This window comes from Calothrix sp. CBUCES-K 9914 (assembly GCF_059640475.1).
The window spans coordinates 1-23,006 of record NZ_JBXXZH010000152.1; the positions used below are offsets into that span (position 1 = coordinate 1).

The following is a 23,006-nucleotide window of genomic DNA, read 5'->3' on the forward strand; positions in this document are numbered from 1 at the left end:
AAGTTGTATCTGTTGGTAGCGTTTTATTTATCCCTATTTTCTTCGTTGATCTAGGTTTAATGGTTGATTTACCTGGATTTGCTCAAAGCATTAGTACATTAAAACTAACTATTTTTATTGTTGCGGGTTTAATCGCCAGCAAATTAATTGCGGCAGTAATAGCAAAATTACTATACCAGTATAACTGGCGAGAAGCTATAACAATGTGGTCATTATCGATACCACAAGTAGGTGCTACATTAGCGGCAACACTTGTAGGCTATAAAGCAGGTTTGCTAACTCAGCCAGTATTGAATAGCATAATTATTTTAATGCTCGTAACTTCAACAATCGGACCGTTGATTACGAGTCGGGTGGCAGTTGGTTTAAATACATCGAAAGCCAAAGTACATCCCGTTGCCCCTTTGAGTCCATCCACTCCACAGAGTACTAATCGATTAACAATCGTTGTGCCTGTTTATAATCCTCATACTCAGCAGCACTTGATTGAAATAGCTGCTTTGTTAGCACAGCAAGCAAACGGCAAAATAGTTCCCCTGGCAATTGCGACAGCTCCCGCGCAAATGGATGCACCACGTTTAGAAGCATCATTAGAGCGTAGTGAAAGGTTATTAGCTAAAGCCAATGCTGTCTCAAAAGCTCTTGACGTTGAATCTGAACCATTACTGCGTATTGATGATGCTTTTGCACAAGGAATTAGTAGAGCTGCGCGCGAACAGAAAGCTAATTTGATTGTAATGGGATGGGGAAAACGTACTGGTATACGAGCAAAGCTGTTTGGAAATGTTATAGACAGTGTACTTTGGGCATCACACTGTCCTGTTGCTGTTACCCGTTTAGTTGAGTCACCTAGAAAAATTCAACGTATTTTAGTACCAGTCGAAAATTTGATGGCGCCTGTATTACAACCCGTGCAGTTTGCTCATATATTAGCAGAGGCTACAGAAGCACAAATCACTGTTTTAAATGTGTGTGAACGGCGCCTTCCTTCGAGCAAGATTGCCGCGTTGCGTTCACAGTTAGGATTACTCGTATCAAAATTAGCGCTTTCCAATCCACCAGAAGTTCAAATTATCGCCCATGAAAATGTCGCGCAGGCAATTCTCCAAGCCGCACGGCTATATGACCTGGTTGTATTACCTTTTATACGTAATCATACAATTCCAGGCGGTCTAGCAATCAGCGATGTCACAACACAGCTAGCACGCCAGCTAACATGTTCAATAATTATGCTTGGAGAACCCCAACGCGCGCAACCCGCAACTTTCCCCGCTGAAGTCGCTAGTACTACTGCTGTTGTATAGAGTGCTGAGTAAAAAGTGCTGAGTGCTGAGTAAAAAGTGCTGAGTAGTAAACTATAACTCCTAACTTCTAACTTCTAACTTCTAACTTCTAACTCAGCACTCAGCACTCAGCACTACATTGTCAAGCCCTTATTGGCACCAATTTCTAGTTGGTTCAGCATATAGTAAAAAAAGTTAAGTATTTTTGAAGATTGTGTGAATCTTGAATTTTACTTTATTTTATCCCAAGTATATTTGTTATTTTGCAAGTGGCATTTACGACAAGTAGATCGAACTGCATACACCCTTTTGGCAAAAAAAAGACAAGTAAGCGAAAAATTACTGACAAATTTTGTTAGTGATGAATTTTTTGGGTTAGTGCTGGGTACTCTATATACAAGCGCATTGACAAATTGGAAATATCTCTAACCATAGGATAAGTATGAGAATTTTGGTGACGGGCGGAGCTGGGTTCCTCGGTTCCCATTTGATTGACAGACTTATGACTGCTGGACATGAAGTTATTTGTCTGGATAATTTTTACACTGGTAACAAGCGTAATATCCTCCAATGGTTGGATAATCCTAACTTTGAACTCATTCGCCACGACATAACAGAACCAATTAGGTTGGAAGTAGACCAAATCTACCACTTAGCTTGTCCAGCATCGCCAGTACATTACCAGTACAATCCTGTGAAAACCGTGAAAACGAACGTCATGGGAACTCTGAATATGTTGGGATTGGCCAAGCGTGTGAAAGCAAGATTTTTCTTAGCTTCGACTAGTGAAGTTTATGGAGACCCTGACGTACATCCACAAAGCGAAGAGTACCGGGGTAATGTTAATCCGATTGGTTTACGCGCGTGTTATGACGAAGGTAAGCGTATTGCCGAGACTCTAGCGTTTGATTACTACCGTCAAAATAAAGTTGATGTGCGAGTAGTTCGTATTTTCAACACATACGGTCCACGAATGCTGGAAAATGACGGTCGTGTTGTAAGTAACTTTATTGTACAAGCACTACAGGGTAAGCCTTTAACCGTATACGGCGATGGTTCTCAAACTCGCAGTTTCTGCTACGCTTCGGATTTAATCGAAGGATTTATCCGTTTGATGAACAGTGACTATGTTGGTCCTGTTAATATCGGAAACCCCGGAGAATATACCATCTTACAACTGGCAGAAGCGGTTAGAGACATGATTAATCCAAATGCAGAGATTAACTTTGAACCTTTACCTTCTGATGACCCACGTCGGCGCCGTCCCGATATTACCAAAGCTAAGACTTTATTGGATTGGGAACCTACCGTTCCTCTTGCTGAAGGGTTAAAACTGACAGTAGAAGATTTCCGAACTCGTATGGGCAAGAATACCGATTCAGTTATGGTTGGCAGTCATAGCTAATAATTTTCAGTTGCGCTCAAGATCGCAAAGCCCAATTAATTTCAAAGCTGCTTAGTTATATAGGCAGTTTTATATACTACCCTAAAATGAGGAATTGAACGAAATGCGTGTTTGTGTGATTGGTACTGGTTACGTTGGATTGGTTACAGGTGCTTGCTTGGCGCATATTGGGCATGATGTCATCTGTATAGACAACAACGAAGAAAAAGTCAAAATAATGAAAGGCGGTCAGTCTCCGATTTTTGAACCCGGACTTTCAGATATTATGCAATCAGCAATTCAATCGGGAAAAATTGAGTTTAGTACCGATATTGCTGCTGGAGTTGCACACGGTGAAATTTTATTTATTGCTGTTGGTACACCTCCGTTACCTAACGGTGAAAGCGATACCCGCTACGTTGAAGCAGTTGCCCGCTCTATTGGCGCCAATTTAAATGGTGGTTACAAAGTAATTGTTAACAAATCAACAGTACCTATTGGTTCAGGTGACTGGGTACGAATGATTGTTCTTGACGGTCTTGCTGAACGTCAAAAACAATTAGTAACAGCAGGAAGCGCACCAGCAGAAAGGTTGCCCGAAGTTGCAGACTTCGATGTCATAAGCAACCCCGAATTCTTGCGCGAAGGTTCTGCTGTTTATGACACCTTCAACCCCGACCGAATTGTACTTGGTGGTAACAGCCCAAGAGCAATTGGATTTATGAAACAGCTTTATGCTCCTATTGTCGAGCGTCAATTTGCCGAAGATAAATCATTACCACCTGTATCTGTACTCGCAACAGACCTCAGTTCGGCAGAAATGATTAAATATGCTGCTAACGCTTTCTTAGCAACCAAAATCAGCTTCATTAACGAAGTTGCTAACATTTGCGACCGTGTTGGCGCCGATGTAACTCAAGTTGCAAAAGGTATTGGTTTGGATTCGCGTATTGGTAGCAAGTTCCTTAACGCTGGTATTGGCTGGGGTGGTTCATGTTTCCCCAAAGATGTAAGTGCGCTAATTCACACTGCTGATGACTACGGTTATGAAGCTCAACTGCTCAAAGCTGCTGTTAGCGTTAACGAACGTCAGCGTTTAATTGCGTTAGAAAAACTTCAACAAGCTCTAAAAATTCTTAAAGGTAAGACCGTAGGATTACTAGGTCTAACATTTAAACCTGATACCGACGATTTACGCGATGCACCCGCGCTAAATTTAATTGAGCAACTCAACCGTCTTGGTGCCAAAGTCAAAGCATACGACCCGATTGTTTCTCAAACTGGAATGCGTCACGGTCTTTCAGGTGTATTAGTTGAAACTGACGCTGAACGTCTTGCTGATGGCTGTGATGCTTTAGTACTAGTAACTGAATGGCAACAGTTCAACACTTTAGATTATGCGAAGATGGCGAAGTTGATGAGTCACCCCGTAATCATTGACGGTCGTAATTTCCTCGACCCTGAAACAATGAAAAAAGCTGGTTTCCAATATCTCGGTGTCGGACGCTAGATTTTACCAGTAGGGTGGGCAGTGCCCACCTTACTCAATCATCCTGTACTAGGAATTCGTTCTATTTCGGCGTAACCACTAAAAATTAAGTTTTTACCCTCTGTTTCCAAGCGATTCAGCCGCATTTTTACTCCATCTAAGTCAAAGCGGTCTAAATCTACCATATTGTCCAAGATTTCCGCCAGTGCCAATCCTAAAGTTTTTGAAGATTCTCTTTGCCTTTCTGGTACAGTATCGAGTTCTATTTCTGGATTTTGAAACGAAACACGGCGCCGCTTTAAAATGCCAATAGTAACAGTCATAATGATGGGTATGGCGCCATCACTAAAATCAGCCTTTGCAAAAATCTTTAAACAATTCTCTGGTAATAGTTCAACCTGAATATCCGCGAACGAAACTGGTTTACCCCCCGATAACTCTGTTAATTGCGGTAATGAAAGATTATTTAAGCGTTTCTTTACAAGTTCCGCACCAAAAGCTTGATTTATACCAGTTTCCGATAAAATAACCTGCGCGACTGCTTGTGTAGGTTGTTTGAGTTGCAGCTTTCCACTCAGCACCGAGCTAAAATCAATTGCAACCGCATCGGTTTCAAACGACATCTCTTTAACCGCAAAATCTTTACGAATTACTAAACCCCGTCCGCTCATCTTGAAACTATCAATACTGCCTTGCAATAGCTTGCTTGAAGGAAAACAACGTACAGAGACTTCCACCGACTCACTTTTGGTGAACAAATGGCGAATAGTCTGACTCGCAACTGTGTTGAGCATTCGCTCTCCCCAGTCAGTGCCTTTTGAATCTGTTGAACCAGTAAGTCCGCCGAACATTTGCATGATTGTATTTATACTTCTATGTCTTTTTGTAACAAAATATTTACAATAAAACCAGCAGCGTCGGTCGGAATTGTTGCCATGCGTATTTAAAAATTATAAGCGTTGCAATAAACTCAAACCGTGTGTATCAGTGCCGCAGGTAGTATACAAATTGTATTCTCCGGCAAGACGAAGTACTTGTTCGGTTTCAATTGTGCTGGGTTTCCAAGGTTTGGGGTTGTTGTAAGCGTAGAAAGCTTCTACTGCGTCGATTCCGAGTTTGGCAGCTTCGGGGATCAACTCAAACAAAGGTTTGCGGTATCGTGCTGGGTGTGCGAGTACTGCAAGTCCATCAGCTTCATGAATCGCAGCAATCACATTTTGCGCTTCATATTCTTCACCTGTAACACATCGCCGCTGAATATATGGTTTCATGCTTGGGTGTTCAGTATCAAATGCGTAACCTAAAATGTGAACCTCGGCGCCTAATAAATTGGCATTAATTTCTACACCGCTCCACAAATGCGGAGTAGAAGTTCCTGGGTTCTTCCATCGAAAATCTTCGAGCCACAAAAGCGCAGCTTCATAACCACCGATTGCGTGGTGGTCAGTAATAGCTAGCCCCTTCAAACCGTGTACTATCGATTGTTCTATCAACGCACTCGGCTGCAATTTACCATCAGAGTAAACTGTATGCATGTGAAAGTTATAAGATAAAGGGCAAGATGAAGCGTTGATGTTCTGGAACACTCCCTTTAAAAGCTGTTTCGATGCAATTGTACGAGCAAAATTTACAATCATAGCCTCTTCTATTTAAGTTAAATAGTATTTATTTTTACTTTTAGATACACCTTTTAGAGCCGACTGTCAGCTTTAACACTACTTATTGGTGTAAAGAGTGATTTTGTAACCAACTATGGCAGTTTTTTTCAATATGTTAAGACTACGTTAGCAAATTTCAAGCCTTATAGTCATGAGTATTTTCGATTGGTTATATCAATGAAAGTGAGAATTCGATCTACAGGCTCTCCGTGAAATTCACAGGTAGTTGTGAAAATGTAATTGTTTAATTCAATACATCTTATGCATACAACGTCAACGCGATTTTGAAGCGGCACATGTTGCAAAAGTAAGTGTTGAAGGGACTCTGACAATAAAGAGACAGTCTAAGAAATTGATAAACTATTTCTAAACTGAGTTTTCTCAAATACAATCACAAAAAAGTACTTAGGAAAATATATCTAAAAATTTTTCAGTATGTATAAATCGATTACTTATTAACGTGCGTGTTAGCTAGGTATACCGATTAATTCACCAGAACCGGAAATTACTTCTCCAATTGTAAAAGCCGTAATGTTGTGTGAAGCAAAGTAACTAATTGTTTGCTCTGCTTGCTCGGGTGGGACTATAACTACAAACCCAACTCCCATATTAAAAGTATTGTGCATTGCGCTTTGACTAACTTCTCCGCTATATGCTAACCATTCAAATACAGGGGGAATAGTCCAATTTGGTTCGATTTTAATCGCTTGACCTTCACCTAAACAGCGCGGTAAATTTTCTGGTAGCCCACCACCTGTGATATGTGCCATCCCGTGAATTTGTAATCCAGAAGCACGCGCGGACAATATTGGTTGAACGTAGATTCTAGTCGGAGTCAGAAAAACTTCACCTAATGTCTTGCCACCAAGCATGTCGGGCTTATCATCCCACATCAAGCCCTTATCACTAATAATTTTTCGTACCAAGCTATAACCATTACTGTGAACACCAGTACTCTCAAGTGCAACTGCAATATCTCCAACTTGTACCTGTGAAGTATCCAACATCAAACTTTTTTCGACAATTCCCACACAGAAACCAGCTAAATCATATTCACCAGCTTGGTAAAATCCTGGCATTTCCGCTGTTTCACCACCAAGTAGCGCACAACCAGCTTGCTTACATCCATCGGCAATTCCTGCCACCACGTCAGTTAATTGTTGTTCGTTTAACTTCCCTGTTGCCACATAATCTAGAAAAAATAAGGGTTCGGCGCCAGATGTCAATACATCATTTACACACATCGCAACTAAATCAACACCAACTGTATCGTGACGGTTGAGAGTGTGAGCGATTTTGAGCTTAGTGCCAACACCATCGGTTCCTGATACCAATACAGGCTCCTTATAACCAACTGGCAATTGAAAGCAACCGCCAAAACCTCCTAACCCCCCTATTACTTCAGGTCTAAACGTACTGTGAACCAAATTCCGAATTTGATTTACAAAAGCACGACCAGCTTCAACATCAACCCCAGCCTCGCGGTAATCCATTTCGCCTAAACACCGTTATCAATCCACGCTTACTAGGCTACCATCACACGAATATCACTTTTAACTTTTTTTTAACAAACTCAAAAAACTTCGCTTTCTCTTCCACGCCACCATTCACCTAACTTCATCATGTCTTGGTGAATATCTTCTAGTTCTTTAACATATTCTTCGTGAGAAATGGACGCACGACGCTCGGTCAGTTTCTTGAGTCGTAGTTGAACTAACAGCCAGGGTTTTGAGGCGCCGTCTGTTGCTTCGATGTAACGCGCGATATCTTTACTATCCATTATTTAGATTTTCCCTTTGGGACATGAATAGATTTTGGATTTTAGATTATGCATTTTGGGACGTAGAGACGTTACGTGTAACGTCTCTACATCTTCATAATAAGGAATGCAATTAAGCGGCAGCTAGATTATGGGATACAAATTCCCAGTTCACTAACTTCTCAAGGAAGTTCTTGATAAATGCTGGACGAGCATTCTTGAAATCAATGTAGTATGCGTGTTCCCAGACATCGAGAGTTAACAACGCTTTTTTACCATGTGCGAGGGGGTTTTCGGCGTTTGGTGTTTTTAGAACGGAGAGCTTGCCACCGTCATCAATTAACCAAGCCCAACCGCTACCAAATTGAGTTGCAGCAGCGTTCGAGAATTCTTCAGCAAACTTGTCGTAGCTGCCAAAGTCTTTTTCGATTCTGCTTGCAAGTGAACCTGTGGGGGCGCCACCACCTGCGGGTTTTAAGGAGTTCCAGAAGAATGTATGGTTCCAGACTTGGGCTGCATTGTTAAAAATGCCTGCTTTCGAGGAGTCTTTAAATGAAGCTTGAATTACCTCTTCAAGTGACTTGTTCGCTAAATCTGTACCTTCAACCAACTTGTTGAGATTATCTACATAAGCTTTGTGATGCTTGCCATAGTGATATTCAAAGGTTTCAGCTTTCATGCCGTATGGCTCAAGCGCATCGATTGCAAAGGGAAGTGGTTGTTGTTGAAATACCATTTCGTGAAATCCTCTCTTTACCGTTTTTAAGTTTAGGGTTTCCAGACTAATCCTGAGTACTGATATCGTGCAATTGCTGCACTACCGTACCCGACACGCTTGTCATAAAACTTAATATTTTGATTTTACAAGCTTTTGTCCAATTAGCGTCATTTTTCGGCGTTTACACAACTGAGCTTCACACAGAAACAGATTTTTTAAATGTGCCTGTGGCATGAGAAAGTATATAGTTTTTGTTAAATAATAATTATCTTCATATGCTTTATTGATTTAAAATACTTATGCAATTAGATGTAGTTACCATAGAAGCCCAGATTTAACACAGAAGAATATACTAAATTTTCTGTGTGTGTAGAGACCGAATTAATTCGGTCTCTACCGTCTCTGTGGTAAATATAATTTGTCAACTAACCATCGAATTGTTAGTAAATTCGATGGTGTCGATAAAAGCTAGGAGATTTGCTTTGATAGTCTGGGCTTCGTTTTGGATGGAGCCAGGAGTTTCGCCATCGAAGAAACTGCGTTGACTACTAACTATGTATATAAAGTCGTCTTGTTGAAAAATGATTATGCCGCGATATGCATTAAGCCTTTGAGGATGACCATTGTTTTCTTGCTTAGATATCGTTGAGCCACCAGGCATATTGACCAGCGCAAAATAGGCACCGGAGTTTATTTCCGAGTCAAGGTATTCAGTAAATTCAACAGTCGCTTCATGTAAATAAGCTACTATTGATTGAGGAATATACTTATCTAACAGTACTGATTGAAAGTACTGCTGATTCGCAATAGATTCAATTTCTTCTAGCTGTTCGGGCGGAATAAAGTAATAGTCGATTCTCAATAAAGTACCAAAGTTGTCAGAAAAACCGACCGTTCCTTCTGAAGAATTGATTTTACCACCTGCTTCAGCAGTTACTGGAACGGGTAGTATAAAATTACCTTCGGGAGATTCATAAGTCTCTTCGTCAAAGTCGGTAGTAATTGTTTCATCACCTACGACTTCCTCATCAACTTCTTCAAAAGCGGTTAATACTTCTTCGATAACTTCAAGAGCTTCAGAGTCCTCAACTTCTAAAACTGCCTGTAGCTGCTTGAGTAAAGGCATTTTGGCTTTGGGAATAGCGATATCATCCTCCGATACCAAAACACTAACTCCTGCTGCAAACCCATCAAGAACAATTTCATCGGAAAGTGACTCAGAAGCAGCATTGAATAAGGCGCCTAACCCTTCGTTTTCAGCAACCGCGATTAACTTAATGATAATTTCTTCTAAATCGCTGTCTTCATATTCCTCGAACACCTCGAAACCCCAGAGAGTATCTATGAGCATTTCGATATCAACATTTTCAAGCTTTAAGTCAGCTGCCGTTGTCACGATGGCAATAGCTGCAACTGCTTCTTCTGGGCTCAGCAACTCTTGAGAGACTTCATCCGACAGGAAAATTTTATCGTACTTACCCATAGTTACTCCTATGTAACGAACTATTAAATAATTTACTATCCCCCATTGCCTAAATCATCGGATAATATTGACTCGGTATTTATACCAATCGGAGAAAGTTGGAGAAAAGAATGGGTCGCGCAAAGAAGGTTGTTTTAGCGTATTCAGGTGGGGTAGATACTTCAGTATGTATTCCCTACCTTAAGCAAGAATGGGGTGTAGAAGAGGTAATAACTCTTGCTGCTGACTTAGGACAGGGTGATGAACTAGAACCAATTCGTGAAAAAGCATTAAAATCGGGTGCAAGCGAATCGCTAGTGGTGGACGTTAAGGATAGTTTTGTCAAAGACTATGCTTTTGGTGCAATTCAAGCCAACGCATTATATGAGAATCGTTATCCTCTGGGAACTGCCCTCGCACGTCCGCTAATTGCAAAAATATTAGTTGAGGTTGCTGAAAAATATGGTGCTGACGCAATTGCACATGGTTGTACTGGTAAAGGTAACGACCAAGTGCGCTTTGACGTTTCAACTGCTGCTCTAAATCCTAACCTAAAAATTTTGGCGCCTGCGCGTGAGTGGGGAATGAGTAGGGAAGAGACGATAGCATATGGGGAACGTTTCGGTATTCCTGCACCAGTCAAAAAATCTTCCCCATATAGTATTGACAAAAACTTACTTGGTCGGAGTATCGAGGCGGGTGTATTGGAAGACCCAGCAATGGAGCCTCCCGAAGAAATTTACGAAATGACCAAGGCAATAGAGTATACTCCCAACGAGCCAGAATATATTGAAATTGGATTTGTAAAAGGAATTCCCGTCAGCATTAACGGTCAACCGAAAAATCCAGTTGAGTTAATCGAAGCGCTTAATATAACTGCGGGCAACCACGGTATTGGGCGAATTGATATGATTGAAAACCGTCTAGTCGGTATAAAATCACGGGAAATTTATGAATCTCCAGCAATGATTGTGCTAATCAATGCTCATCGTGATTTAGAAAGTTTGACTTTAACTGCTGATGTTACGCAGTATAAAAGAGGAATTGAGCAAACTTATACACAAATAGTTTATAACGGCTTGTGGTACAGCCCGTTAAAAACTGCACTTGATGCGTTTATTCAGCAAACTCAAGAGCGTGTATCTGGTACAGTACGGTTGAAGCTATTCAAAGGCAACGCCACAATTGTTGGGCGCCGCTCAGAAAATACTTTATACACTCCAGACCTCGCGACATACGGCGCCGAAGACCAGTTCGACCATAAAGCTGCTGAAGGCTTTATCTATGTTTGGGGACTACCAACGCGCGTTTGGTCACAAACAGGGCAATAAATGATTTGCAACGGATGTAACGGATAAGTTATTAGTTACAAAAGTAGGGTGCGTGAAGGCTACCAAAATTTTAAAACGAAGCGCAGTACTGGTAGCCTTCACGCACCGTCCTAATTAAAATCAACCATCCTGTTATTGCCATCATGAGTTGTCAGCGGTTGCCAATCTTCCTATCTACCAAATTTAACGACATGGAGTACTAAAGGATATTTATATCTGACTTATCCTCTAGGAATTTTGGCACGGTTGTCTATTTTCCTAGAGGATATAATCTATACCTGGCTTTTTCTTGCTTAAACTTGATAATGATTATAAATTTTACTATTAGTGCTTTCTTTAATTAATTTTGATTGGAAAGAAATTGGCAAAAGATGACGAACAGATGTAACGTATAGGTTAATTTAAACAACCATCATTGTCTTTAACTAATAACTTATCCGTTACATCCGTTGTATCCGTTGCCAGACCTATTCTCCACTGCTAATTTTTTCTTGTCGAGATTCAAGCCATAAAGGAATAAATATAACTGCCGCTAAAATTAACAGGGCTAAAAGTGCAAACTGACTAACCCAAGCGACTAGTTGTTCTAGCGAGACAACTTTACCCGCAAAATAAGCCAGTGTTACCATCACACTTCCCCAAATACTCGCTCCTGCTATATTTACTAGAAAGAATTTGCCAAATGGCATCCCGACTATACCAGCGAGCGGCGCCGAGAAAATTCGCAATAAAGCAAAAAATCTCCCGAAAAATACAGCTTTAGTGCTGTTTTCACTAAATTTATCTTTGATACTTAATATTCGCGGTTCTGAAATACGCAGTAACTTACCAAACCGTACTAACAACGACCAACCACCAACACGTCCAATCCAATAACCGCAAATTCCACCAATCGTGGCGCCTACAACTGCATCAGCTAAGACAAACCAGTAGTACAGTTCATTACTACCCGCTAAAAAACCTCCAACTAGCGTTACTGTCTCTCCCGGAATTGGAATACCTAGGTTTTCCAACAATATACCTACAAAAATCGCCCAGTAACCATAATGGTGGGCAAGTTCTTGAATATTCTCTAGTGAAATAAATTCTAATGACATTTACGACAGTTTTCTTTACATTTTTTTACCTTTCTTATATCTTGACTGTTTTTGACTAATAGTGTCAATCAAAGCTATGCAGCCAATCACATTGAAAGTGACGACGATTTGATTAGTACAAAAAGCTTATCTTATATATGTATTATTAATTACTATTATTTAAATTTATTATATTACTTACTACTGAGGTCATAGGTAATAATTGATTCAATAAATATAAATATGCTACTGAGATAAGCAGAAAGTTATTGAAAAATTTGAAGTTTTTACGTAAACACTTCTTGATAATATATGTACTTATTATAACTTAATTTAGTCAAAAGATACTGATTATAGATATATCACAGGATTTATTCGTAAATTTTTGACAAAATTCTTATAGATATTTATAAAAAATTTACGAAAGTACTTGTAAATTATAAAAATATCGTAAAAGATACCAATGCTACTGAATTCGTTGGCGCCTTATGCGTATATTGAGAGGAGTAAATACAATTTATACGACATGGATACTGATGTTCTTCGTTTAACCTGTGTAGCATAGCTCAGAATTACTGAGTAAGTTAGTTATTGTAGGGTTGCGAGGAAAGTAGTTTTTATGTCAATTTTTTGTTTTTTACGTGTTTCAACTACCCAATCAAATTTATGACTATATCTAGTACATCTGATTCTTCGACATCTCAAGTTGTTTTGCTCAAACCTTGTGGACGTATTGACTCGCAAAGTGGTATTGATTTAAAAGAAAAGATGAGTCAAATTAACCCAAATCCTAATCAACTTTGGGTAATAGACTTAGCATCTGTAAACTTTATGGATAGCTCTGGATTAGTTCCACTAGTCAATGGTTTGAAAACCGCGCGTCAACATGGTTGTCGTTTAGTTCTTTGTAATGTTCAAACTCCTGTAAGGTTAGTTTTGGAGCTTACCCAACTTGATTCAGTGTTTGAAATTTACAACTCTTACGAAGATGCCATCATAACGATACCAGTTGTAGATGATGAAACTTTAGCCACAATGCCTTAATGTAGATACGATTACATTGCAAACTGTCAAACAATATATTTTTTCTTTTAGCTCAACGTGAGAAACCGTAGGATGGTCTGATTCTTATGTTAGTGATTGCTTAAAACTAGCTTTGGCACCATTACTTACGGCTCGCTTGAGTTACTATATCTGGATTTAAGGTAATAATTATTGTTCTGCTAGCTGAAGTTTTAGTTTTTATAAGAAAGCTAAATCTATACATTCGGAACTGTAGACATATTTCCATCGGGGGATGACAAACGCGGAAAATTAGGTAGGTCTATACCGCTATGCGTTGCTGTGCGTGTTTTAAGAGCAAGACGGTAACTAACGCTCTGAAGTTCAGCTTGCAATTGCCGATTTTCACGTTGTAGTGTTGCGACTTTATCACGTACTGGCGCCATACGTTCCTCAAATTTACGACGATAAATTTGTGGTAGTTCCTGCACAACCTGTTCTAACATCCGACTACGGTCAGTTAGTTCTTGAACCGTTTGCCGCAACTGGTAAATTTCTGTGTCGCGTTCGGTAATTTGATCTTGATAAAATGTAACTTGCTGCTCGACTGCCTGTAATTGTTCTCGCAGCGTTTGAATTTGAGTTTGATGACGCTCCGACACTTCCAGACCTGGCATAAAGTTTGTGTTGCCTTTTACCAACCGAAACAGTTCTTGTGACAGTTGTTGCACGAGTTGGTCACGAAGCTGCAAATCTTGACGCAGCTTCGATACTTCCGTAGAAAGAGCTTGGATTGTGGAATTATCAGTTTGGCTCACAGTATTAAAATTTGCTTACATTAAAAAACTTTACCACTGATTCAGGTATAACTGCGGTCAACAGAAGTGGCAAGTAAAGAATAATGTAGCATATGTATAAAGTACTGGGTATATACTGCGAAACACTGATTGCAAGATTTAGCTAAATACTCCCTATTTATGAAATAAATAAGGAGTATTACCGAATTAATACCTAGTATTAATCTGCTTCCTCTACAGTCTGCGTAGTTTCTACAGGTTTAACATCTTGTTTAATGGTAAGGTAACGAATTACCTCTTCGCTCAAACGCATCGCGCGTTCGAGAGGTGCGATAGCTTTTCCACCTTTTGTGTAGTTCATTTGAACGTAGACACCATCCCGGTGCTTACCAATTTCATAAGCGAGACGACGCTTGCCACGATTTTGAATTTCAATGTCTTCAGCACCTTGTTCTTGGAGTATGTTTTGGTACTTGCTGACATTTTGTTCTACTTGCTCGTCTCCAAGGTCGGGACGAAGAATGTACATTGTTTCGTAAACAGTTTGCATAATTATATAGTCTCCTTGTGGACAGGGTGGCTGCTTTTATTGACCCGCGAGCGGAAAAAAGCAGCAAGGAATTACTATCATATCAGCTTTTTGCGCGCTGCTATAACTCTATCGGTAAGCAGTTGCGTGCTACTCTTACATAGAGGCGCGCTTAAGTACACGTTTGCTTTGCTTAAAATAAATCAAAAGCGAACTGCTGTTTGCCTTTATAACTTTGGGCGTGAGAAGCAAGGATATTAGTTATGGCACAGCGCTACGTGCGAGTTCAAAATCATGAAGGTCAAATTTACTATGGTTTACTCCAGTTATCCCTTGACGTGGTTTTATTGGACGCACCACCTTGGATGCTAGGACAACCCACGGATTCAATATTGGCGCCGGAGAGTTATCAAATACTTGCTCCTTGCGCTCCCTCTAAAATTGTTGCGGTAGGTAAAAATTACGCTGATCATGCAGCCGAAATGGGTACTCCAGTACCATCAGAACCGCTAATATTCATTAAGCCCCCGACAACAATCATCGCCTCTTTTGAAGAGATTATGTATCCTCCTCAATCGCAGCATGTAGATTATGAGGGAGAGTTAGCGTTGGTAATAGGCGCCCATGCGGTAAGCTGTACACCAGAAGAAGCGAGTGCTAAAATTTGGGGCTATACAATCGCGAATGATGTAACAGCACGAGATTTGCAGTCTAAAGATGGGCAATGGACACGAGCAAAGGGGTTTGACAGCTTCTGCCCACTTGGTCCTTGGATTGTGCGGGAAATCAACCCAGGCGCGCGCTTGCAAACTTTTTTGAATGATGATGCCAAACCAGTACAATCAGCATGTATCGACCAAATGGTATTTTCGCCAGATTATTTGGTTTCATATATCAGCCAAGTAATGACATTATTACCTGGTGATATTGTGCTGACGGGTACACCGCATGGAGTTGGTTCGCTGCAATTAGGTGACCGTGTACGCGTTGAAATCGAAGGAATTGGGCGTTTAGAAAATACGGTGGCAGCGCGTTGATTAACCTAACGCACTTGCATGTACACTGCATCTGAAATTGCTGGAATTTCTGCGTAACGTCCAAACAGAGATTGCACAACCGAATATACAGATGCAGCAACGATGCCAAGAAAAATAGTTGTTTGTAAAGTTTGGGTAGTAAAATTGTTGCCTATTAGACTAATTAATTTAAGTAATATCTCGCATAAAGTAATTACGATACCTAAAAGAATTGCTTGCATTGTATTAAAACGAATGAAATGAGGCACTCGTTCGTTTCGTACTACCAGCATGAACAATGCAAAAAATATAATTAAACCACCTAGCCCGAAAAATGACTGCTCAATCATACCATAAGCTGTTAAAACTATGGATATAGGTACACGTAGAGGCGCAAACTGAAATAATAATGAAATACCGAGGGGCAATACTTCGACTAAAGGTAGCAAATAAGGTAAACAAGCTAAAACACGGTCTTTTCCCGTTGTCGAGCCGCGCCAACTCATGCGATGTTCTCCGATATTTTACAGTAATGTTATGTACATCTAGAATAACGCATGACATTCAAGACAAGCGATGAAGAGCGGGAGCATCCGTGTATGGGGGCGCCTTTTTCAAACGTAAACACAAAGACGAGTGTCTGACTACGCTTCAACAATAGACAAAGCGTGTTGATTTTACTTCGGGCGTGACAAAACAACGCGCGACAGGCTTTTTTTTTGTTAGTATTCAAAAAAACCATTCAGTAATTTTATTACTGTTTAGTAGTTAATAGTCGTTAATTGTTTTGAAAAGTTAAAACCTGCCCTAAAACAAGAGTAAATACTGAGCGAAAGTTGAATGTCGGATTATTCTCAAGAAAACTTCCCATTAAAGTCTGTAGCAGTGACAAATAGTCCGTTTGATGCCACTCAATTAGATCATGATGATGATGCCACACAGCTTGCGTTCAAAGCAGCTTATGCCGCTGAAGACCGCAAAGCAGGAGATGTTGTGCTGCTGAGACTAGCAGACGTTTCCTATATTGCTGATTATTTTGTGGTGGCAACTGGCTATTCGAGAGTACAGGTTCGAGCAATTGCGGATGCAGTCGAAGAGCAGATTAAGCTTGAAATGCAGCGCGCTCCTCTGCGGATCGAAGGGAGAGAGGAAGGAAATTGGGTGCTTTATGACTATGGTGATGTCATTGTTCACGTTATGATGCCAAAAGAACGCGAATTTTATAATTTAGAAGCTTTTTGGGGTCATGCGGAACGCATTGAGTTTACAAAAGAGTGAAGGAACGCGCGTGAGGATTAAGCCATGACTAAGTCTTCGGTTTCATGTCCAGTTCCAACCGAGCAACAACCTGTTAACGAGTATGAACAGTTAAAGTCGGCTTGGTTGTTCAGCGATTGTACGGCTTCTTTAAGTCAGTACGTGATTAGAATTGCTTGGATTTATGGTTTATCTTGGCTAATTGCAGGACCACTGTCCGCTGCTAGTTTCCCTCCTCACAAATATATCGCCCAGTTTCTTCTCGGCGCCTCTGCCGGAGCTAGTATTGGTGTTGTACTTATTTTAGTGCGTTTGTACTTGGGATGGTCATACGTGCGCGACCGCCTTTTCAGTCCGGTAATATTCTATGAAGAATCTGGGTGGTATGACGGTCAAACTTGGGCGAAGCCAGAAGAGATATTAGCGCGCGACCGTTTAATAGTGGCATATCAAATTCAACCGATTTTGCGGCGCCTTCAAGTGACGTTTGCTCTGTTGGCTGTGTTGTACATTGCTGGTACTATAGTTTGGCAGATTTTATAAATTTATAACTCATAAATATCAGCTAGCAGATTATAGCTAGTAATTTAACAGAAGCAGCAATGGCAAAAAGAACTCAAGCCGCAGCATTAGAAGTCAGGTTGCTACGGGAAGGAATTATCGAATCTCGACACATAGTTCAAGCCGTAGTGTCGGATGAACGAGGGAGAGTTTTGTCAGTTGCAGGTAATGCTGAAACTGCTACCTTTGTTCGCTCGGCGCTTAAGCCTTTTCAAGCACTGTGTGTTACTACTACGGGGACTCTCGAACGTTATGACTTAAGCGATAAAGATTTAGCTATTATTACTAGTTCGCACAAAGGTACTGTTGAGCAGGTGCGACAAGTTTTTAATATTCTTTGGCGTGCGGATATTGACCCAAGTGCATTACAATGTCCAGTTCCCGAAGGAAAGCAAAGTCGTTTACAATACAATTGCTCTGGTAAACATGCGGGGATGCTAGCAGTTTGCCAGCTACTTCATTATCCTTTAAATAGCTATTTAGAACGTAAGCATCCAGTTCAACAGTTAATTATTGGGAAGGTAGCAGAATTGCTACGTATGCCAGCTGATGAATTTATTAGTGTTCGTGATGACTGTGGAGTTCCAACATATTTGTTGCAGTTGACACAAATGGCTCATTTGTACGCGAAGCTAGCTCTTCGCAGCAACTTAGATATGGAGCGGATAGTCCGCGCGATGACGCATCACCCAGTTATGGTCGCTGGCGATTCCGAATTTGACACTGAATTGATGCGCCTAACTCCAGGTGAACTGGTGAGCAAGTCAGGAGCAGAAGGAGTACAGTGCATTGGCAGGCTTGGCGAAGGCATGGGATTAGCGATTAAAGTTATCGATGGAGCAAAACGAGCCAGAAATGCCGCCGCAATTCATTTGCTTCAACAAATGGGTTGGATTTCTCCTTCTTGTGCCCAAGCAATGGGAGAAAAATTTATGAACATCGGTCAGTATAAGCGTTTGGAAGTAATTGGAGAATTATCGCTTTTGTAGTTGCCAAATTTGGATTCTTCGGTATATACTATAAAAAGACGACGCGGGATAGAGCAGCCTGGTAGCTCGTCGGGCTCATAACCCGAAGGTCAGTGGTTCAAATCCACTTCCCGCCACCAAATGAAAAACCCTGTAAGAGAAATCGCAGGGTTTTTTTATTGCCTCAGTAAAAGAACAAGTAGAAGAACGTTCGATTTCGACGTTTTGAAAAAGCTGGACTAAAAGTTGTTTAGCGATTTATTATTATTGATTGTGATTTCTGTAAAACAATGAACGCTCAAGAAATTATCCGCTCAATCGAAGCGGAGCAGCTAAAATCCAACTTACCCGATATCTATGTTGGGGATACAGTTAAAGTCGGTGTGAAAATCAAAGAAGGCGAGAAATTCCGTGTTCAGCCTTATGAAGGTGTAGTCATTGCCAAACGTAACGGTGGCATTAACGAGACTATTACTGTACGTCGTGTATTCCAAGGTATTGGTGTCGAACGAGTATTCTTGCTTCACTCGCCTCGCATCGACAATATTAAGATTATTCGTCGTGGTAAAGTTCGTCGTGCCAAACTTTTTTACTTAAGAGACCGTGTTGGTAAGGCAACCCGCATTAAGCAGCGGTTTGACCGTTCTTTGTAACACTCCGCTTATGGTTTGTTATAGAGAGAGCGGCGTCGCGCCGCTTAAATGCTCCCTCGACAATTTTTTTTGAAAAAATGCCAAATTGCGTTATAATAATAAAAGTTCAGCGCAATAACTGAATTCAAGACAAAACAAGCGCTCTTAGTTCAGTTGGTAGAACGCAGGTCTCCAAAACCTGATGTCGGGGGTTCAAGTCCTCCAGGGCGCGCTTAGTACATTAATTCTAATCCGTTAAAGTTCAAACTTGCAGCAATTGCGGCTAGATTTGAGTATTTCGGGTAAAATTTTTATTATTGCAGTTCTTGCTTCGCGTAGTTGAAATGAGGAGCTAGAGCTGCAATTGCTGATTGGATGTCTACTACAATTCGCAAAAAATAGATTAAGCAATAATAGATTAAGCAATATGGGAGGTGACCGACCGTGACTAAGAAAAATGAAGCGGAAATAACAGAAACTTCTAGTGGATTCAGCTTAAACAAATTCGTCGAAGGCACAAAAGAAGAATTTGATAAAGTGGTCTGGCCTAGCCGTAAGCAAGTGATTAGTGAATCCGCCGCAGTATTATTGATGGTGACACTTTCAGCAGCGTTAATATTTTTAGTAGATAAACTCTTTACGTGGGGCGCACAACAGGTATTCGGATGACTTCTGTATCAGATGAAGGTCACAACGAACAAGGTTTGCACTCTGAGGACTCTGGGCAAGATAATGCCTCCCAGAAAGTTTCCCGCTGGTATGCAGTGCAAGTCGCATCGGGTTGTGAAAAACGTGTTAAAACAAACTTAGAGCAGCGCATTCAAACATTTGATGTAGCTGATAAAATACTTGAGGTGGAAATTCCACACACACCTACGATCAAAATCCGTAAAGATGGTAGTCGCCATCCAACGGAGGAAAAAGTCTTCCCAGGTTATGTGCTGGTGAGGATGATCATGAGCGATGATGTTTGGCAGGTAGTACGCAACACTACCCACGTAATTAATTTCGTGGGGGCAGAGCAGAAACGCGGAACTGGTAGAAGTCGCGGTCACGTTAAACCTGTACCGTTGAGTCATTCTGAAGTCGAGCGAATCTTTAAACAGAAAATCGAGCAGCAGGAAGTCGTCAAAATTGATATGGCGACGGGTGATAAGATAGTTGTGCTTTCTGGTCCATTTAAGGATTTTGAAGGTGAGGTTATTGAGGTAAGCCCCGAACGGAGTAAACTTAAAGCCCTACTTTCAATTTTTGGACGAGATACGCCGGTCGAATTAGAATTCAATCAGGTAGAGAAACAGAGCTAAAACAAAATGGCGAAGAAAGTCGTAGCGGTGATCAAGTTGGCATTAAACGCAGGTAAAGCCAACCCGGCGCCGCCAGTGGGGCCTGCATTAGGTCAACACGGTGTTAACATTATGATGTTCTGCAAGGAATACAACGCCAAAACAGCAGACCAAGCTGGAATGGTAATTCCTGTAGAGATTTCAGTATTTGAAGACCGGAGTTTTACGTTTATTCTTAAAACTCCTCCTGCTTCGATACTAATTAAAAAAGCGGCAAAAATCGAAGCTGGCTCAAACGAACCGAATAAAAAGAAAGTTGGTTCAATTACAACAAACCAGTTGCGCGAAATTGCTCAAACTAAACTACCCGACCTCAATGCCAACGATATTGATGCAGCAATGAAGATTATCGCTGGTACTGCTAAAAACATGGGTGTCACAGTTACAGATTAAAAGTTAGGAGGCGCGGAGGCGCGGAGTTAGAAAAGAATTCATAACTTTAAAGTAACTCTTCACTCTAATCGCTTTTTAATTTTGACAGAAGTAAATTTTATCGGGGGAGAGGCGCCTGCTTCGTAGTTGACCCCAAGAGGGAAAAAAAATGGCTAAGAAAGTATCACGTAGAATGCAGGCTTTGCTTGCTTTAGTAGAAGATAAAGACTATGCACCGCTAGATGCGCTTGCTTTGTTGAAGGAAACCGCAACAGCAAAATTTCCGGAAGCAGCAGAAGCTCATATCCGTTTAGGAATTGATCCAAAATATAGTGACCAGCAATTGCGGACAACGGTCGCGCTACCTAAAGGGACAGGTAACGAAGTTCGAGTCGCAGTGATTGCAAGAGGTGAAAAAGTCACAGAAGCAACAAATGCTGGCGCCGATATTGTTGGTTCGGAAGAACTAATTGATGAAATCCAAAAAGGGATGATGGATTTCGACAAGTTAATCGCGACACCTGATGTGATGCCACAGGTTGCCAAGCTTGGTAAATTGCTCGGTCCGCGCGGTTTAATGCCTTCGCCGAAAGGTGGTACTGTTACTTTTGATTTAGCAGGTGCGATTTCTGAGTTCAAAGCTGGTAAATTAGAATTCCGGGCAGACAGAACTGGTATTGTTCATGTTATGTTTGGTAAGGTGACATTTACACCTGATGATTTACTGATAAACTTGAAGGCGTTACAAGAAACTATCGACCGTAACCGTCCAAGCGGTGCCAAAGGTCGTTACTGGAGAACCATGTACGTTTCTTCAACAATGGGACCATCAATTCGAGTTGATGTTAACTCCCTCCGCGATTTAAAATTAGCTGAAGCCTAAGAAAGTGCTGAGTAGAAAGTGCTGAGTGCTAAGAAATTAGATATTATTTTATACTCAGCACGAGCGCACGAGCGCACTCATAACTAAAAAAGTAGCCAGAGACAGCAGGTGCAAATTGCTTAATTTCCTGCCAAGGTTTATGTCTAAGTATTTTTTACAGAATTGGTTTTGCTGTTAAAGTGAAGCGTTACTGTAATGTACTTGATGCGATTATAAAAATCGACCTTGATGTAAAACCCTGGCTATTGGTAGCTGGGGTTTATTGTTTGAGTGCCATTTAATTTGTAGCTTCAATGCTTCATTGAGACGCGCGTGTATAAGGAAATCTGAGACCCAAGGAAGGAGGTGAAGCAAAATGGGAAGAACGGTTGAGGACAAAAGAGAAATTGTCAGTGAACTAAAAGCGACTTTGGGTGAGTCAAGTTTGGCACTAGTCATTGATTATCAAGGGCTATCAGTTGCTGAAATTACTGACTTACGACGCAAATTACGCCCTAGTGGTACGATTTGTAAAGTAACAAAAAATACCCTGATGGGCATTGCCATTAAAGATGATGAGAAATGGCAACCGCTCGAAGAATTGCTCAAAGGTTCTAATGCCTTTTTGCTGGTAAAAGAAGATTTTTCATCAGCAATCAAAGCATATCAAGACTTTCAAAAAGCCACTAAGGATAAAACCACACTTCGTGGTGGCGTAATGGAAGGCAAGCTGCTTAAGGAAGCAGATGTCAAAGCATTGGGAGATTTACCTTCCAAGGAACAGCTCATCGCGCAAATTGCAGGTGCCATCAACGCATTGGCGACAAAAATTGCCGTGGGTATCAACGAAGTACCAAGTTCGTTGGGACGTGCTTTGCAAGCTTACGCTGACAAAGACAAAGAAGGTGCTACTGAAGGCGCCGCTGAAACTAGTGCTGAATAAGCAAATCAACTATCACAATTAGAGGAGACTAAAAAATGTCCGCTACAACCGATGAAATTTTAGATAAATTGAAAGGTCTTACACTTCTTGAAGCTTCAGAACTAGTTAAGCAAATTGAAGAAGCGTTTGGCGTTAGCGCTGCGGCACCTGTTGGTGGCATGATGATGATGCCCGGTGTCGGTGCTGCTGCTGCTGCCGAACCAGTTGAAGAGCAAACTGAATTCGATGCAATTCTTGACTCCGTACCTGCTGATAAGAAGATTGCAATTCTCAAGATTGTTCGTGAATTAACTGGTTTAGGCTTGAAAGAAGCTAAAGACTTAGTAGAAGCGGCGCCGAAAGCAATATTTGAAGCAGTTGCAAAAGACAAAGCTGAAGATGCTAAGAAGCGCATCGAAGAAGCTGGTGGTAAAGTTACCGTCAAGTAATTGTACTGGTGCCTTACTGCCATTGTGGAGCGGGCATCCCTGCCCGCCCTGCATCTGGAACGGGCAAGGATGCCATTAGCGTCAAGTTAAGCTAAAACCTACTACGTCACCTCCAATTCGCAATTCGCAGTTC

General features: G+C 41.1%; 26 protein-coding genes, 2 tRNA genes and 1 other annotated feature. Of the genes, 18 read left to right on the top strand and 10 right to left on the bottom strand.

Features of this window, described 5'->3' with window-relative positions; translation table 11 throughout:
* The 3 genes from AC2JBO_RS28005 to AC2JBO_RS28015 form a co-directional block, all read left to right on the top strand.
* Positions 1-1,304 (top strand): universal stress protein (locus tag AC2JBO_RS28005; RefSeq protein WP_496956907.1); only part of this gene is annotated, 1,304 nt, incomplete at its 5' end.
* A 421-nt stretch (positions 1,305-1,725) separates the two neighbouring features.
* Positions 1,726-2,688, top strand: coding sequence for a UDP-glucuronic acid decarboxylase family protein (locus AC2JBO_RS28010; protein ID WP_496956908.1), 963 nt, complete (start codon positions 1,726-1,728; stop codon positions 2,686-2,688).
* A 103-nt stretch (positions 2,689-2,791) separates the two neighbouring features.
* Entirely contained in the window at positions 2,792-4,177 is a 1,386-nt protein-coding gene (locus AC2JBO_RS28015) for a UDP-glucose dehydrogenase family protein (protein ID WP_496956909.1), read from the top strand.
* Positions 4,178-4,215: 38 nt separating this feature from the next.
* Here AC2JBO_RS28015 and AC2JBO_RS28020 read toward each other — a convergent pair whose 3' ends face one another.
* The 6 genes from AC2JBO_RS28020 to AC2JBO_RS28045 all read right to left on the bottom strand — a co-directional run bounded on the left by AC2JBO_RS28020 (position 4,216) and on the right by AC2JBO_RS28045 (position 9,774).
* The gene (locus tag AC2JBO_RS28020) at positions 4,216-5,007 is read right to left on the bottom strand and encodes an LmeA family phospholipid-binding protein (RefSeq protein ID WP_496956932.1); all 792 of its coding nucleotides are present in this window, start codon (positions 5,005-5,007) and stop codon (positions 4,216-4,218) included.
* A gap of 99 nt (positions 5,008-5,106) precedes the next feature.
* Positions 5,107-5,793 (bottom strand): PHP domain-containing protein, encoded by a 687-nt coding sequence (locus AC2JBO_RS28025; protein WP_496956910.1) that lies wholly within the window; start codon positions 5,791-5,793, stop codon positions 5,107-5,109.
* A 488-nt stretch (positions 5,794-6,281) separates the two neighbouring features.
* Positions 6,282-7,307 (bottom strand): phosphoribosylformylglycinamidine cyclo-ligase, encoded by a 1,026-nt coding sequence (gene purM, locus AC2JBO_RS28030; RefSeq protein WP_496956911.1) that lies wholly within the window; start codon positions 7,305-7,307, stop codon positions 6,282-6,284.
* 80 nt (positions 7,308-7,387) lie between these two features.
* A complete protein-coding gene (locus AC2JBO_RS28035) occupies positions 7,388-7,594 on the bottom strand; it encodes a hypothetical protein (protein ID WP_496956912.1) in 207 nt (68 codons plus the stop codon).
* Between the two features lie 112 nt (positions 7,595-7,706).
* The gene (gene sodB, locus AC2JBO_RS28040; protein WP_496956913.1) at positions 7,707-8,309 is read right to left on the bottom strand and encodes a superoxide dismutase [Fe]; all 603 of its coding nucleotides are present in this window, start codon (positions 8,307-8,309) and stop codon (positions 7,707-7,709) included.
* A gap of 403 nt (positions 8,310-8,712) precedes the next feature.
* The gene (locus AC2JBO_RS28045) at positions 8,713-9,774 is read right to left on the bottom strand and encodes a tellurite resistance TerB family protein (RefSeq protein ID WP_496956914.1); all 1,062 of its coding nucleotides are present in this window, start codon (positions 9,772-9,774) and stop codon (positions 8,713-8,715) included.
* Between the two features lie 110 nt (positions 9,775-9,884).
* On the opposite strand from AC2JBO_RS28045, the gene AC2JBO_RS28050 reads away from it, so the two are divergent.
* Entirely contained in the window at positions 9,885-11,084 is a 1,200-nt protein-coding gene (locus AC2JBO_RS28050; protein WP_496956915.1) for an argininosuccinate synthase, read from the top strand.
* 467 nt (positions 11,085-11,551) lie between these two features.
* Here the strand turns inward: AC2JBO_RS28050 and AC2JBO_RS28055 are convergent, their stop codons facing one another.
* A complete protein-coding gene (locus tag AC2JBO_RS28055) occupies positions 11,552-12,181 on the bottom strand; it encodes a DedA family protein (RefSeq protein ID WP_496956916.1) in 630 nt (209 codons plus the stop codon).
* Between the two features lie 645 nt (positions 12,182-12,826).
* On the opposite strand from AC2JBO_RS28055, the gene AC2JBO_RS28060 reads away from it, so the two are divergent.
* Positions 12,827-13,204: an STAS domain-containing protein gene (locus AC2JBO_RS28060; RefSeq protein WP_496956917.1), complete on the top strand. Its 378-nt coding sequence runs from the start codon at positions 12,827-12,829 to the stop codon at positions 13,202-13,204.
* A 215-nt stretch (positions 13,205-13,419) separates the two neighbouring features.
* On the opposite strand, the gene AC2JBO_RS28065 is transcribed toward AC2JBO_RS28060, so the two are convergent.
* A complete protein-coding gene (locus tag AC2JBO_RS28065; RefSeq protein ID WP_496956918.1) occupies positions 13,420-13,980 on the bottom strand; it encodes an Npun_F5560 family protein in 561 nt (186 codons plus the stop codon).
* Positions 13,981-14,179: 199 nt separating this feature from the next.
* Positions 14,180-14,509: a 30S ribosomal protein S6 gene (gene rpsF, locus AC2JBO_RS28070; protein WP_496956919.1), complete on the bottom strand. Its 330-nt coding sequence runs from the start codon at positions 14,507-14,509 to the stop codon at positions 14,180-14,182.
* A 242-nt stretch (positions 14,510-14,751) separates the two neighbouring features.
* Here rpsF and AC2JBO_RS28075 point away from each other — a divergent pair, with 242 nt between their 5' ends.
* Entirely contained in the window at positions 14,752-15,525 is a 774-nt protein-coding gene (locus tag AC2JBO_RS28075; RefSeq protein WP_496956920.1) for a fumarylacetoacetate hydrolase family protein, read from the top strand.
* 5 nt (positions 15,526-15,530) lie between these two features.
* On the opposite strand, the gene AC2JBO_RS28080 is transcribed toward AC2JBO_RS28075, so the two are convergent.
* Positions 15,531-16,010 (bottom strand): Tic20 family protein, encoded by a 480-nt coding sequence (locus tag AC2JBO_RS28080; RefSeq protein WP_496956921.1) that lies wholly within the window; start codon positions 16,008-16,010, stop codon positions 15,531-15,533.
* 334 nt (positions 16,011-16,344) lie between these two features.
* Here AC2JBO_RS28080 and rsfS point away from each other — a divergent pair, with 334 nt between their 5' ends.
* From rsfS to rplL, 12 genes are all read left to right on the top strand, one after another.
* Positions 16,345-16,782, top strand: a complete 438-nt coding sequence (rsfS, locus tag AC2JBO_RS28085; RefSeq protein WP_496956922.1) for a ribosome silencing factor — start codon at positions 16,345-16,347, stop codon at positions 16,780-16,782.
* 24 nt (positions 16,783-16,806) lie between these two features.
* Entirely contained in the window at positions 16,807-17,304 is a 498-nt protein-coding gene (locus tag AC2JBO_RS28090; RefSeq protein WP_496956923.1) for a CGLD27 family protein, read from the top strand.
* Positions 17,305-17,363: 59 nt separating this feature from the next.
* Positions 17,364-18,311 (top strand): asparaginase, encoded by a 948-nt coding sequence (locus AC2JBO_RS28095; protein WP_496956924.1) that lies wholly within the window; start codon positions 17,364-17,366, stop codon positions 18,309-18,311.
* A 42-nt stretch (positions 18,312-18,353) separates the two neighbouring features.
* Positions 18,354-18,430 (top strand) — tRNA-Met (locus AC2JBO_RS28100).
* A gap of 150 nt (positions 18,431-18,580) precedes the next feature.
* On the top strand, positions 18,581-18,943 hold the full coding sequence (rplS, locus tag AC2JBO_RS28105; protein ID WP_496956925.1) for a 50S ribosomal protein L19: 363 nt from the start codon (positions 18,581-18,583) through the stop codon (positions 18,941-18,943).
* Between the two features lie 138 nt (positions 18,944-19,081).
* Positions 19,082-19,154 (top strand) — tRNA-Trp (locus AC2JBO_RS28110).
* A 212-nt stretch (positions 19,155-19,366) separates the two neighbouring features.
* Entirely contained in the window at positions 19,367-19,591 is a 225-nt protein-coding gene (gene secE, locus AC2JBO_RS28115) for a preprotein translocase subunit SecE (RefSeq protein WP_496956926.1), read from the top strand.
* Positions 19,588-20,229: a transcription termination/antitermination protein NusG gene (nusG, locus tag AC2JBO_RS28120; protein WP_496956927.1), complete on the top strand. Its 642-nt coding sequence runs from the start codon at positions 19,588-19,590 to the stop codon at positions 20,227-20,229. Before secE ends, nusG begins: the two co-directional genes overlap by 4 nt.
* Before the next feature lie 6 nt (positions 20,230-20,235).
* Positions 20,236-20,661 (top strand): 50S ribosomal protein L11, encoded by a 426-nt coding sequence (rplK, locus tag AC2JBO_RS28125; protein ID WP_496956928.1) that lies wholly within the window; start codon positions 20,236-20,238, stop codon positions 20,659-20,661.
* Positions 20,662-20,809: 148 nt separating this feature from the next.
* Positions 20,810-21,523 (top strand): 50S ribosomal protein L1, encoded by a 714-nt coding sequence (rplA, locus tag AC2JBO_RS28130; RefSeq protein ID WP_496956929.1) that lies wholly within the window; start codon positions 20,810-20,812, stop codon positions 21,521-21,523.
* A 77-nt stretch (positions 21,524-21,600) separates the two neighbouring features.
* Positions 21,601-21,796, top strand: a sequence feature (ribosomal protein L10 leader region).
* An 82-nt stretch (positions 21,797-21,878) separates the two neighbouring features.
* The gene (rplJ, locus tag AC2JBO_RS28135) at positions 21,879-22,445 is read left to right on the top strand and encodes a 50S ribosomal protein L10 (RefSeq protein ID WP_496956930.1); all 567 of its coding nucleotides are present in this window, start codon (positions 21,879-21,881) and stop codon (positions 22,443-22,445) included.
* A gap of 35 nt (positions 22,446-22,480) precedes the next feature.
* A complete protein-coding gene (gene rplL / locus AC2JBO_RS28140; protein ID WP_496956931.1) occupies positions 22,481-22,873 on the top strand; it encodes a 50S ribosomal protein L7/L12 in 393 nt (130 codons plus the stop codon).
* The last annotated feature ends 133 nt before the right edge of the window (positions 22,874-23,006 follow it).